General features: G+C 66.5%; 12 protein-coding genes. All 12 read right to left on the reverse strand.

The window, feature by feature from the left end; genetic code table 11:
• Position 1 precedes the first annotated feature (1 nt).
• The 12 genes from BLR24_RS16020 to BLR24_RS16075 all read right to left on the reverse strand — a co-directional run bounded on the left by BLR24_RS16020 (position 2) and on the right by BLR24_RS16075 (position 12,871).
• The gene (locus BLR24_RS16020; protein ID WP_093018569.1) at positions 2-1,165 is read right to left on the reverse strand and encodes an ABC transporter substrate-binding protein; all 1,164 of its coding nucleotides are present in this window, start codon (positions 1,163-1,165) and stop codon (positions 2-4) included.
• A 41-nt stretch (positions 1,166-1,206) separates the two neighbouring features.
• Positions 1,207-1,674 (reverse strand): aromatic-ring-hydroxylating dioxygenase subunit beta, encoded by a 468-nt coding sequence (locus tag BLR24_RS16025; RefSeq protein WP_093018571.1) that lies wholly within the window; start codon positions 1,672-1,674, stop codon positions 1,207-1,209.
• Positions 1,671-2,996, reverse strand: coding sequence for an aromatic ring-hydroxylating dioxygenase subunit alpha (locus tag BLR24_RS16030; RefSeq protein ID WP_093018573.1), 1,326 nt, complete (start codon positions 2,994-2,996; stop codon positions 1,671-1,673). The genes BLR24_RS16025 and BLR24_RS16030 overlap by 4 nt, the downstream gene beginning before the upstream one ends.
• A gap of 19 nt (positions 2,997-3,015) precedes the next feature.
• Positions 3,016-4,158 carry an ABC transporter substrate-binding protein gene (locus tag BLR24_RS16035; protein WP_093018575.1) on the reverse strand — a complete coding sequence of 381 codons (1,143 nt, stop codon included), beginning with the start codon at positions 4,156-4,158 and terminating at the stop codon, positions 3,016-3,018.
• Position 4,159: 1 nt separating this feature from the next.
• Entirely contained in the window at positions 4,160-5,326 is a 1,167-nt protein-coding gene (locus BLR24_RS16040; protein WP_093018577.1) for an ABC transporter substrate-binding protein, read from the reverse strand.
• 46 nt (positions 5,327-5,372) lie between these two features.
• The gene (locus tag BLR24_RS16045; RefSeq protein ID WP_093018579.1) at positions 5,373-6,104 is read right to left on the reverse strand and encodes an SDR family NAD(P)-dependent oxidoreductase; all 732 of its coding nucleotides are present in this window, start codon (positions 6,102-6,104) and stop codon (positions 5,373-5,375) included.
• Complete coding sequence (locus BLR24_RS16050; protein WP_093018581.1) at positions 6,101-6,913, reverse strand: cyclase family protein; 813 nt, start codon at positions 6,911-6,913, stop codon at positions 6,101-6,103. The genes BLR24_RS16045 and BLR24_RS16050 overlap by 4 nt, the downstream gene beginning before the upstream one ends.
• A 15-nt stretch (positions 6,914-6,928) precedes the next feature.
• Complete coding sequence (locus tag BLR24_RS16055) at positions 6,929-8,182, reverse strand: SDR family NAD(P)-dependent oxidoreductase (RefSeq protein WP_093018583.1); 1,254 nt, start codon at positions 8,180-8,182, stop codon at positions 6,929-6,931.
• An 85-nt stretch (positions 8,183-8,267) separates the two neighbouring features.
• Positions 8,268-9,440 carry a thiolase family protein gene (locus BLR24_RS16060; protein WP_093018585.1) on the reverse strand — a complete coding sequence of 391 codons (1,173 nt, stop codon included), beginning with the start codon at positions 9,438-9,440 and terminating at the stop codon, positions 8,268-8,270.
• Entirely contained in the window at positions 9,437-11,062 is a 1,626-nt protein-coding gene (locus tag BLR24_RS16065) for an AMP-binding protein (RefSeq protein ID WP_093018587.1), read from the reverse strand. The genes BLR24_RS16060 and BLR24_RS16065 overlap by 4 nt, the downstream gene beginning before the upstream one ends.
• 7 nt (positions 11,063-11,069) lie before the next feature.
• Positions 11,070-11,558 (reverse strand): aromatic-ring-hydroxylating dioxygenase subunit beta, encoded by a 489-nt coding sequence (locus BLR24_RS16070; RefSeq protein ID WP_055799499.1) that lies wholly within the window; start codon positions 11,556-11,558, stop codon positions 11,070-11,072.
• Complete coding sequence (locus tag BLR24_RS16075; protein WP_093018589.1) at positions 11,558-12,871, reverse strand: aromatic ring-hydroxylating dioxygenase subunit alpha; 1,314 nt, start codon at positions 12,869-12,871, stop codon at positions 11,558-11,560. Before BLR24_RS16075 ends, BLR24_RS16070 begins: the two co-directional genes overlap by 1 nt.
• Positions 12,872-12,883 lie beyond the last annotated feature (12 nt).

Genomic DNA, 12,883 nt, shown 5'->3' on the forward strand with positions numbered 1-12,883 from the left:
TTCAAGGTGCGAGCTTCCATTGGCCGTTGTCGAGCTTGACGATCACGCGGGCGCGTTCGTCCACGCCGTAGAGGCTGCCGGGCTTGAAGCTGTACACGCCGTGCGTGCCCACCACTTCCTTGGTGCTGAAGATGGCATCGCGCAATGCGACGCGAAACTCCGCCGTGCCCGGCTCGGCCTTCTTCATGGCGCGCGATGCGGCATCCGCAAACACCAGCCAGCCGTCGAAGGAATAGGCCGAGAAGGCGTCGCTGGTGGGTGCGTTATTGACCTTCTGGAACGCGGCGCGGAAATCGGTCGCAATCTTCTTGGTCGGGTAGCCGTCGGGCAGCTGCTCGGCCACGATCACCGGACCGGTGGGCATCAGCGCGTTCTGCCCAGAAGCACTGACCACGCGCACGAAGTCCGGGTTGATCAGGCCGTGCTGGCCGTACACCCCGCCCTTGTAGCCGCGCTCCTGCAACGCAAGGAACGGCAGCGCACCCGGCGTGCCGGCGCCGCCGGTCATCACCGCGTCGGGCCGCAGCGCCACGATCTTCAGCACCTGCCCGGTCACCGAGGCGTCGGCGCGCGCGTAGCGCTCATTGCTCACCACCTTGATGCCGGCCTCGGGCGCGGCCTTCATGAGCGCGTTGTAGACCAGGTCGCCCCAGGCATCGGTGAAGCCGATGTAGCCGACGGTCTTCACGTTGTTGCGCTTCATGCGCTCGACCACCGCATCGATCATCAGCTGGGTCGGCTGCGCCACCGTCACGACCCAGGGGTTCTCATTGGGGTCGAGAAGGATGGGGGTGAGGCCGATCATCGGCACCTTGGCCTCCTTGCCCACCTGCGCCATCGCGATGGCGGCAGGTACGCCCGAGGTGCCCATGAGCACGTCGACCTTGTCTTCCTCGATGAGCTTGCGCGCATTGCGCCCGGCGGTGGTCGGGTCGGAGCCGTCGTCCAGCACGATCAGCTGGACCTTGCGGCCATTGATCTCCGGCTTGTAGGCCAGCGCGGCCTGCATGCCCTTGGCATAGGGCACGCCCAGCGAGGAGTTGGGCCCCGACAGCGACACGCTCAGGCCGACCTTGAGGTCGGCCGCGAACGCGCTCGCAACACCACAGGCGGTCAGCGCCGCGGCGAGGGCACCGCGCGTCAAGGTCTGCATCAGGCTCTTCATGTCGTAGCTCCAGTGAGGAAGGATGGAATGAACGGGAAAACTCAGATGAACAACTGGATCGCCGGCAACGCGCGGGCGGCGTCGAGCAGGTCGATGCGCTTCTCGCGAATGGTCCAGCCCGTGGGCGTGCGCACGAGGTGGTGGCGTGCGGTGCCGGTCAGCAAGACCTGGCTTTCGCCGCGCGCCTCGATGTAGATGAATGGCGTGCGCAACCGCGCTTCGCCGGGCGACTCGTGCTCGATGCGCGAAGACTGCAGGACATGCTGGCTGTGGCTTGCCGGATGCTGCGAATGCGCACGCGGGTTCTTCAGGCGATCGACCCGAAGCTGCAGCAGCAGCCGGTCTTCGTAGGCCAGGGAGTTGTGCGAGAACGGATCCGTCTGCGCCGCACCGAGCAGCGGCACCCAGTAGTGGCCGTCTTCGGCGAACAGGGCCAACCAGTCGTCGAGGCGGCGCTCGTCGAGCAGAGCTGCCTCGTGGGCGGCGAAATCGCGCGGATCGCCGTTCATGCCGCGGCCTCCATGCCGGCCACCATCGACTTCGCCCAGGCGCGGAACTGGTTGCGCATGAGCAGCTCGTTGGTGCCGTTGGTGGTGATCGTCTCTTGCGCGAGTTCGGCCGGATCGTAGTTGCGATGCAGACTCACCCATTCGTTGCCACCGGCGCGCAGGCCCTGCTGGATGCTCTCGAACAGGTGCACATCGTCGTGCGCGACCACCGACATGGGCGAGAACACCAGCCGGTTGTAACTCATCGCACGCTCGAACAGCAGCGCGGGCGCACCTGCCGCGCGAAAGCTCCAGGCCTCGACGAGCGTGCGGTTCGCGGCCAGCGGCCGGATCACGCGAATGGCCTGCGGCGAGCCCTTGACCGAGAGGCTCGGATAGAAGACCGAGTTCTGCGGCGAGCGCTGCAGGATCTCGGCCGCGCGCTCTTCGCCGTGGGCGGCGCGCATCGCGGCCTCGTACTCGGGCAGCTGCGCGTAGTTGGAGTGGATGCTGAAGTTGACGCCCAGCACACTGTGGCCGTTGGCGAACACCCGGCCGCCCATCTTGTCGAAGAATTCATAGCCCGAACCGAAGGGCAGCATCTGCTCCATCGCCATCGGCTTAGGATCGGTGGGCGCACGGCCCTCCCACAGTGCTTCGGCCGCCTTGGTGGCCGACTCGTGCGTCGACATCGGGTGCACCGTGTCGTTGATGTTCTCCAGGTACATCTTCCAGTTGCAGTGCACGATATTGCGAAGCACGCCGCCACCGACAGTAAGCTTGCCCTCGGGCGAGCGGTCGACCATGTTGTCGATGGCGCCCAGCACCTCGCCGAAATAGTCCTCGAAGGCAGGGCCCGCATCGGACAAGCGCACGAACACGAAATCGCGATACACCTTCACGTGCTTCACCACCGAGAGCCCCTGCCCCGACTCGCAGGCCTTGAGCTGCGTGCCCTCGTAGCCGTTCTTCAGCGGCAGGCCGAGCGGCGCGCCATCGAGCTTGTAAGTCCACGCGTGGTAGGGGCAGCGGAAAAAGCGGCCGGTGTTGCCGCACTCGTCCGTCACCAGCTGCGTGCCCTTGTGCGCACAGCGGTTGTAGAGCACGTGCACCGCGCCATCGGGCTGGCGCACCATCAGGAGCGGCCGGCCCGCGATGTCCTGCGCCACGAAGTCGCCCGCCTCCGGCACCTGGCTCGCATGGCCAAGGAAGACCCAGGTGGTCGCGAACAGATGCTCCTGTTCGAGCGCGAAGATCTCATCGCTCAGGTACAGGTCGCGGTGCACGCGGTCGTGCTGCACCAGGGCGGCGATGCGTTCGGGATGATGGCGGTAGCTGGTCATCGGCGTGCTCGGGCTTATCTCAGGGCACCAGCTTCCACTGGCCCTTGTTCATCTGCACGATCACGACGCCGCGCTGGTCGGATCCGTAGCGGTCATCGGGCTTGAAGGTGTAGATGCCGTGCGTGCCCACCAGCTCGCGGGTCGCCACTATGGCATCGCGCAGCGCCGTGCGGTACTGCGGCGTGCCGGGCTCGCCCTTGGTGCGCGAAGCGGCGTCGGCCAGCAGCAGGTAGGCGTCGTAGGTGTACGACGAGAAGGCATCGGTGGGCGCCGCGCCGTTCACCTTCTGGTAGGCGTTGCGAAAGCCCATCGACACCTTCTTGATCGGGTTGCTGTCGGGCAGCTGGTCGGCCACCAGAACGGGGCCGCTGGGCACCTGCAAGCCTTCGATCGAGTTGCCGCCCACGCGCACGAAGTCGGCGTTGATAAGCCCGTGCGTGCCGTAGATCTTGCCCTTGTAGCCGCGCTCGGCCAGCGCGATGTAGGGCAGCGCGCCGGGTGTGCCCGAGTTGCCGGCAAACACCGCGTCGGGCCGGGTGGCGACGATCTTCAGCACCTGCCCAGCTACTGACGAATCACTGCGCGCGTAGCGCTCGTTCGCCACCACTTTGATGCCGGCCTTGTCGGCGCTCTTCACGAGCGAGTCATAGGCCAGGTCGCCGAGCGCGTCGGAAAAGCCGATGAAGGCCACCGTTTTCACGCCGGACTTCTGCATGCGGTCCACCACGCCTGCGACCATCAACGGAAAGGGCTGCGACACCGTCACGGTCCACGCGCCTTCGGGGCCAGGGATGGTGACCGGCGTCGGCGAAATCAGCGGTGTATTGAGCTCGCGCGCCACCGAGGCAATGGCCATCGCACCAGGCACGCCCGAGGTGCCGATGAGCACGTCGACCTTGTCCTCCACCACCAGCTTGCGCGCATTGCGCCCGGCGGTGGTGGGGTCGGAGGCATCGTCCAGCACGATCAGCTGGACCTTGCGCCCGCCGATCTCGGGATGTTCGGCAATCGCCGCGCGAATCCCCTTTTCATACGGCACGCCCAGCGCGGCCACAGGACCCGAGAGCGAACTGATGAAGCCGATCTTGAGATCGGCCGCCACGGCCTGCGCGGCCGCCAGCGCGACGGCCGTGGCGCCGAGGATGCGAGTGAGTTTTTTCATGTCAGGGAACCAGCTTCCATTGGCCTTTTTCAAGCTTGACGACAACGCGCGAACGCTCGTCCGAGCCATACCGATCGTTTGGCTTGAAGTTGTAGACCGAGTGCGTACCCACCAGCTCCTTGGTGCTCACGATGGCATCGCGCAAGGCGAGGCGGAACTGCGGCGTGCCCGGCTCGGCCTTGGTGGCAAGCGCGCGCTGGGCCGCGTCCAGGCACACCAGCCACGCGTCGAAGGTGTAGGCCGAGAAGGCATCGGTCGGCGGCGCGCCGTTGGCCTTCTGGTAGGCAGCGCGAAAGTCCATCGAGACCCTGCGGATCGGGTTGTCGCTGGACAGCTGCTCGGCCACGATCACCGGGCCGGTGGGCGCGAGCATGCCTTCGACGGCAGCACCACCCACGCGCACGAAGTCAGGGTTGATGAGCGCGTGCATGCCGTAGATCTGGCCCTTGTAGCCGCGCTCCGCGAGTGCCAGGTAAGGCAGCGCACCGGGCGTGCCCGAGGTACCGGTGATCACCGCATCGGGGCGCAGTGCGACGATCTTCAGCACCTGGCCCGTCACTGAGGAATCGGCGCGCGCATAGCGCTCGTTCGACACGATCTTGATGCCGGCAGGCTCCGCGCTCTTCTGCAGTGCGTCGTACACCAGGTCGCCCCAGGCATCGGAGAAACCGATGTAGCCAACCGTCTTCACGCCCGACTTCTTCATGCGATCGACCACCGCGCTCACCATCAGCGGTGCGGGCTGCGGCAGCGTGACCATCCACGCGCCCTCTTCGCCCGGCAAGTTCGCGTTGGCGATGGAAATCAGCGGCGTTTTTGTCTCGCGCGCCACGCCAGCAATGGCCAGCGCGCCGGGGGAGCCTGCGGTGCCGATGATGACGTCGACCTTGTCCTCGTCGATCATCTTGCGGGCGTTGCGCGCGGCCGTGGAAGGGTCGGACGCGTCGTCGAGCTGCACCAGCTGGATCTTGCGGCCGCCAATTTCCGACTTGTAGGCGATGGCCGCCTTCATGCCCTTCTCGTAAGGAATGCCGAGCGACGACACCGGGCCCGACAACGAGGTGATGAAACCGACCTTGAGATCGGCGGCCCACGCGCCCGCGGCGCCCAGCGCACCAAAGGCTGCAGCAATGCCCGCGAGGGCACGGAATCGGTTCAGGACTTTCATGGCGATGCTCCAGAAGTAAGGAATGAACGTGACGAACGCTGAATGACTAGAGGGCGAGGCTGCCGACACTGGTGCCGCCGCAGACGTAGAGAACCTGCCCGGTGATGAAGCTGCTGGCCGGGTCGGCAAAGAAACGCACCGCGCGCGCCACGTCGGCCGATTCGCCGAGCCGCTTGACCGGCACGGAGGCCGCGAGCGCGCGTTCCTTCTCGCTGCCGGCTTCGACCACGTCATAGAACATGTCGGTCCGAATCGGGCCCGGCGCCACCACGTTCACCGTGATGCCGTCCGCGGCAAGCTCGAGCGCCCATGTGCGCGCCATGCCCAGCATGCCGGCCTTGGTGGCCGAGTAGCTGGTGCGCGTGGCCAGGCCCAGCGCGGCACGGGACGACAGCAGCACGACGCGGCCGAAGCGCTGCGCGCGCATGGCGGGCAATGCGCCCTGAACCAGCTGGATTGCGCAACCCAGGTGCAGGTCGACCAGCGCATCGAGGTCGTCGAGCTTGACCTCGGGCAGCAAGGCCGCGCGGATCACCCCGGCGTTGTGGACGATGGTGGTCGGCGAGAAGCGTTCGACCAGCTCGCGCACCGCCTCGCCGGTGGCGGCGCGGTCGCTCAGATCGACCTCGATGCTGTGCAGCTTCGGATGATCGATCTCGGCCTTGCGGCGGGCGAGCGACACCACCTCGTAGCCCTGCGCGAGCAGGTCTTCGCAGATCGCCTTGCCGATGCCGGCGCTGCCGCCGGTGACAGCTGCTACGTTGGGTGCGTTGCTCACAGCGAAGCTCCCACCAAGGCGAGCACGCGCAGCGGGCTGCCGCTGCCCTTCTCGATCTTCAGCGGCGGGCAGATCAGCACCGCGCCAGACGGCGGCAGCTGGTCGAGGTTGCTCAGGCACTGCAGTCCATAGCGCCCCGCACCGTGCATGTAGTAATGACACGGGTACGGCGGCCGCAGGTGGTAGCCCTGTCCGGCATCGGTCCCGATGGCCTCGGAGCCGAAGCCCAGCACGTCACGCTGCTCCACCAGAAAACGCACGGCCTCGGTGCTCGGGCCGGGCGTGTGCTGGCCGGTCTCATCGAAGTTCTGATAGGCCGCCGGGTCGCTGCGCTTGGACCAGTCGGTGCGCATCAGCACCCACGCGCCCTTCGGGATGCGGCCGTGCGCGGCTTCGTAGCGCTCGATATCGGCCACGCTCAGCAGGTAGTCGTCGTTGCCCTGCACATCGACCGAGCAGTCGATCACGCAGGCCGGCGCCACGAAGTGCTGCACGGGAATCGTGTCGACCGAGTTGTTCGGCAGGTCGCGGCCCGAGATCCAGTGGATCGGCGCGTCGAAGTGCGTGCCCGTGTGCTCGCCGCAGGAAAAATTGTTCCAGTACCAGCCCGGTCCGCGCTCGTCGTACTTCGACACTTCCTCGATGCGGAAGGGCCAGCACTGGCCCATCTCGGGCGGCAGCGCGATCTGCGGGAACTCGGGCGTGAGCGTCTGCGTGAGGTCGATCACGCGGATGCGGCCGCTGGCCATCGCGGTCACGAGGCCGCCGAGAATTTCGGCGGCGGACATCAGTTCGGTGGTTGTCGTCATCGTATGGCTCCTGTCTCAGCCGCCTGCGGCCAGCTCGCGTTCGAGCACCTTGGGGTTGTCGCGCCAGCGCTCCAGCCACTCCTGTGCCACGTCGCCGGGGTACACGTCTTCGACGCCATCACGCAATGCCTTGACGATGGCATTGGCCAAGGCCGTCGGCGCCAGCTTGGGCGGCGGCGTGTGCTGGTTCCATTCGTCGTCGATCGGCCCGGGGAACACGTTGATCACGCGGATGCCGGCCGGCCGCATCTCGGCGCGCAGGCACTGCGCGAGCGAATGCGCCGCCGCCTTCGAGGCGCTGAAGGTGCCGTGCGGCGGGAAGTTGCTGAGCGCGTAGATCGACAGCAGGTTGACCCAGGCCGTCGCGCCGGTCGCACCGTCGGCCGAGCGGCCCTTGAGCGCGGGGCCGAACTCTTGCGCCAGGCGCAGCAGGCCGAAGTAGTTGATGTCCATCTCGGCCTTGGCCACGTCGGTGCCGCGGCGCGAGCCGATGCCGAAGGTGCGGTGCACCTCGGCGTTGTTGATCACGATGTCGACCTTGCCGCCGATGGAGCCCGCAAGCTCGGTCACCTGGCGGCCGTTGGTGAGGTCGAGCGGCACTAGCGTGACCTGCGGCAGCGCCGAGATGTCGTCCAGGCCGTCGCCCATCTTCTTCCAGGGCTCGGCATGGCCGACCCAGACGATGTCGGCGCCGGCCTTCACCAGTGCGCGCACGAGGGCCTGGCCTACCTCGGTCTTGCCGTCGGTCACCAGCGCCTTGCGGAACTTGGGGTCGCTGGTCATTTCACGGAGCATCTTGTCGTCGGCCATGTGGGCACTCCCTTCGTTCGGAAAACCAATGAGGACGGCCTGGCCCGCGCGGTCGAGCCGGGCACCGACTCGCACGCGCTGGGGCGCATCGCCAACCTCGCCATGCAGGTGGACCATGAGCGTCGGGCCGGCATCCAGGTGCACCAGGCCCAGCCGCCAGGGCAGCCGCTCGCGAAAGAACAGGTCGTTGCTGTGGTGCAGCGTGGTGCTGCCGAGCAGCTCGCCCTCGCCGCTCTGCTGGCGCCAGCGCAACGCGGCGGAGAGGCACTTGTGGCAGACCTCACGCGGCGGGTACTGCACGGTGCCGCAGTCCTCGCAGGTCTGGAGCTCGAAGCGGCCCTCGGCCGCGGCGGCCGTGAGGCCGAGCGCCACGCGGCCGCGTGCGCCGGGCGGCAGGTTCATCTGCCGGGTGCGCAGCACCGGGTTCTTGCGCGGGGGGCGCATCATCGGCATGGTCATAGCGCCTCCGCCGGGCCGCCCCAAGGCAGGCGCGCGGCCACCTCGGGGGGCAGTGCAGCCGTGAAGCGGCAAACGTGGGGGTACATCATTCCTGTCTCCCGAGGATGACGGCGCCGGTGCACAGGCAGCGGTCGTAAGTCACCATGCCAAAGCCGGCGACAAGGCCCAGCTGGGCGTTGGGCACGGCGCGCGCGCCAGCCTGGTCTGTCAGCTGCCGGATCGCCTCGACCATGCCGAGGAAGCCACCCGCCGCACCGGCCTGCCCGGCCGAGAGTTGGCCGCCACTCGTGTTGTTCGGAAAGCTGCCGTCAAAGGTCATCGTGTGCGACTGCACGAAGGCCGAGCCCTCGCCCTTCTCGCAGAAGCCCAGGTCTTCGAACTGCATCATCACGATGACCGGGTAGTCGTCGTAGGTCTGTACGAAGTCGAGCGCGGCGGGTTGCACGCCGGCCTGTGCATAGAGATCGTCGCGGTCCTTGCGCCAGCCGCCCTGCACCATCACTGGGTCTTCGGCATAGGCGTTGTGCCGCTCGATGGCGCCGCGGATCACGACGTGCGCCAAGCCCAGGTCGCGCGCGCGCTCCTCGCTCATCACCAGGAATGCGTCGGCGCCGGCGCAGGGCATCACGCAATCGAACAAGTGGATCGGATCGGAGATCGGCCGTGCGGCCATGTACTCCTCAAGCGTCAGCGGCTTCTTGAACATCGCGTTCGAATTGCCGAGCGCATTGGTGCGCTGGTCTACGCAGATGCGGCCGAAGTCTTCGCGCTTCGCGCCATAGGTGCGCATGTAGTTGGCAGTGATAAAGGCGAAGATCGAGTTGGGCCCGCCGGAACCGTAGGGGTAGCTCGCGTCGCGCGCAAAGTTGCTGAAGCTGCCGAGCGTCTGGCGAAAGGAATCGACATGGTTGGTGTCGGCGCCGACACAGGCCACGATGTCGGCATCGCCCGCCTGCACGGCGCGTGCGGCGCGGCGCAGGCACATCACGCCCGAGGCGCCGCCGGTCGGCACATGGTCGAGCCAGCGCGGCGACAGGCCCAGGTGTTGCGTGACGCCCACGGCCGTGTCGGGCGCGAGCGAGAAGCTGCTGAGGCAGAGGCCGTCGATCTGCTCCTTGGCCACGCCGCTGGCCTGGACCAGCGCCTCGATGGCCTGGCCGATGAACCAGTGCGCAGTGCGCGTGGAATAGCGCACGTACGGCACCGTGACGGGCACAGCCACCGCGACGCCTTCGTAGGAAAGTCGTTGCCTCGTCATGCCTGCCTCTTTTTCATGGCGCGGGTGTCGATGCAATGGCTCTGCCCCGGCAACGCCTGCGCCATTTCGCGCAGTTGCCCGCGCTGGATCTTTTGCGAAGGCGTGAGCGGCAGCGCATCGACGAAAGCCACGTAGCCCGGCGCCTTGTAGTAGGCGAGCTGTGCAAGGGCGTGCTGGACGATGCTCGCCGCGATCTCCTCGCGCTGCGAGACGTCGGCGCCTTCGCGCATCACGACGCAGGCCAGCACCTCGTCGCCGCGCACCGCGTCGGGCGTAGCGGCTACGGCAGATGTCTTCACGGCCGGGTGCTGGTTGAGCACACTCTCGACCTCCACGGCCGAGATGTTCTCACCGCTCCGGCGGATCACGTTCTTCTTGCGGTCAACGAAGAAAAAATTTCCCTCGGCATCGCGGCGCACGAGATCGCCGGTATGAAACCAGCCGTCGGCCCAGGCCTCGCGCGTGGCATGCTCGTCCTTCAGGTAGCCGGAGAAGAAGTAGCGCTTCGGGTCGTCGCCCGCGGAGCGCACCAGCAATTCGCCGGGCATGTCGGTGGCGACGTCACCCCCGTCTTCGCCCGCGAGGCGGATCTGCACGAACTCCTCCCGCCTGCCGAAGCAGCTGGTGCCCACCAGGCGCGGCTCGCGGTTGGCCATGATGCAGGCGGCAGCGCCGGTCTCGGTCATGGCCCAGGCCTCGACCAACGGAAAGCCGAAACGCTCCTCGAAAGGCGCGTGGTTCTTGCGGTCTACGCCGGCGCCGAAGCCCCAGCGGATCGCGTGGTCGCGGTCGGCGGCAGACGGTGGTGCGGACAACAGCATTGCCGGCATCACGCCAAGGTAGTGAACGATGGTCGCGCCGCTTTCGCGCGCGCTGGCCAGCCAGGTCTTGGGGTGGAAGCGATCGAGCTGCACCAGGCAGCCACCCGCAACCAGCACCACCATGGTGGAGAACGCCATCGCGTTCATGTGGTTGAGCGGCAGCGGCGTGATGACCCGTTCGGCATCGGGGCGGATGCTGCACACGCCGTCGAGCGCGGCGTACCATTCGCCGGCGCGCAGGAAGTAGGCGTTGCTCAGGATGCAGCCCTTGGGGCGCCCGGTGGTGCCGGAGGTGTAGAGCAGGCCGCATTCGGTGTCGACGCCGATGGGCTCGTGGGCGCGCGGCGCGGCTGTCTTCGCGCTTGGCACTGCATCGTCGGCGCCCATGGTCTCGAAGGACACGCCGGCTTGTGCAGCGGCAGCCCGCAAGTCGTTCGCGCGCTCGGGCAGCGTCACGGCGAGACCGATTTCGCTATGGCCGATCAGGTAGACCAGTTCTGTCGATCGCATTTCGGCATTGATCGGCACGACGCTTACGCCCAGCGCGTTGAGCGCGAACCAGTGAAAGAGGAAGGCCGGCCTGTTCTCCAGCAGCAGGCCCACGCGATGGCCGTGGCCGTAGCCGGCTTTCGCATAGGCAGTGCGCAGGCGCTCGACTTCGGCCGCTGCCTCGCCCCATCTAATGGCGCCGGCCGGGATGCCGTAGGCCGAAGCGGTCACCGACTCGGTGAACAAGAACTCGGCCTGCGGCGTGCGCGCCGCGGTGGCCGCAAAGACTTGATGGACGGTGACGTGTGGCATCGCGTCCCTAGATGAAGAGCTGCACGGCCGGCAAGGCCGCGTCGCAGTTGAGTAGGTTCACGCGCTTGAGCGTCATGCGCAACGCGCCGTTCTGCACCGTGAGGTGATGGAAAAAGGTGCCGACATAGAACTGAAGCTCATCGCCCTGCGATTCGGTGTAGTGAAACTCGGTGCGCACCACGAAGCGGTTGCCTTCGGCATCGAGCGTTTCGACCACCGGCATTTGCAGCAGATGGTGGCAACGGCTTTGCGGCTGCTGCGAGAACGCGCGCGGACTCTTCAAGCGCTCGATGCGCAGCTCGCGCAGCAGCTTGTCTTCGTACAGGTGCGAGGTGTGGTTGATGCCATCTTCCTGATCGGGCACCAGTGGAATCCAGTAGAACGCGTCGTCGGTGAAAAGCGCGTTCCATTCTTCATAGCGGCGCGTGTCGAGCAGGTGCGCTTCGTTCACGACGAAGTCGATCAGGTCCTGGCGGGTGATTTCGACGGCGGCCATCACATCGTCTCCGTCATGCGCTGCACCCAGCTGCGGTACTGGTTGCGCATCGGCAGTTCGTTGGTGCCGCCGGTCGTGATCTCGCCGCCTTTCAGCTCCGACGGATCGTAGTTGCGATGCAGGCTGACCCAGTCGTTCCCGCTCGCGTGCAGGCCGGCCTGCATGCCACGATACGCCTGCAGGTCGTCGTGCCCCACCACCGAGAACGGCGAGTTGATGAGGCGGTTGTACATGGTGGTGCGTTGCAGCAGTTCGGGCGGCGCACCCTTCAGGCGGAAGGTCCAGCTCTCGATCAGCGTCTTGTCGGCGGAGATCGGCTTGACCACGCGAATGGCCTGGATCGCACCCTTGATCGTGAGGTTCGGGTAGTACACCGTGTTGTGCCGCGCCATGCCCAGGATCTGCGCGGTCTTTTCCTCGCCGTAGCGCGCCTTCATGGCGTCGTCGTACGCGGGAATCGCCTTGTACTTGCTGTGGATGCTGAAGTGCACACCCGTGAAGCTGTGGCCGTGGTCGTAGGTGCGAATGCCCATGTCCTCGAAGAACTTGTAGTCGGACATGAAAGGCACGAACTGCTCCACCGCCATGGGCTTGGGTTCGTCCTCGGGCTTGTCCGCCCACATGCGCTTGGCGGTGCCGGCCGACGATTCATGCGCCACCATCGGGTGCATGGTGTCGTTGAGGTTCTCCACGAACATCTTCCAGTTGCACTGGTGCATGAAGCGCAGGCATCCGCCCGCGATCTCGAGTTCGCCCTCGGGCGAACGGTCGGCCATGTTGTCGATGGAACTCAGCGAGTCGCCGAAGTATTCGTCGAAGTCCGGCCCCGCATCGTTGACCTTCACGAAGATGAAGCCGCGGTAGCTGCGCACGTGCTTCAGCGTGATGAGCCCCTTGGCCGATTCGCACTCGTGCAGCGCGGTGTTCTCGTAACCGGTCTTCAGCGGGATGGCGAGCAGCGAGCCGTCGGTCTTGAATGTCCAGGCGTGGTAGGGGCAGCGAAAGAACTTGCCGGTTTTGCCGCAGGGCCCACTCACGAGCCGCGAGCCCTTGTGGGCGCAGCGGTTCATCATCGCGCGCACGCTGCCATCGGTGTGGCGCACCACGATCAGCGGGCGGCCGGCAATCTCGTTGCTGATCCAGTCGCCCGGCTTCGGCAGCTGGCTCTCGTGGCCGACGTAGTTCCAGGTGTTGGCGAAGAAGTGCTCCTGCTCGAGCTCGAACAGTTCCTGGCTGATGTACAGGTCGCGATGCACGCGGTCGTTCTCTACCAGCGCGCGGACCGCTTCCGGGTTGTCTCGGTACGAGGTCATGGTTCTCGTGGC

The organism is Variovorax sp. OV700 (genome assembly GCF_900099805.1).
In the GTDB taxonomy this organism is placed as follows: Bacteria; Pseudomonadota; Gammaproteobacteria; order Burkholderiales; family Burkholderiaceae_C; genus Variovorax.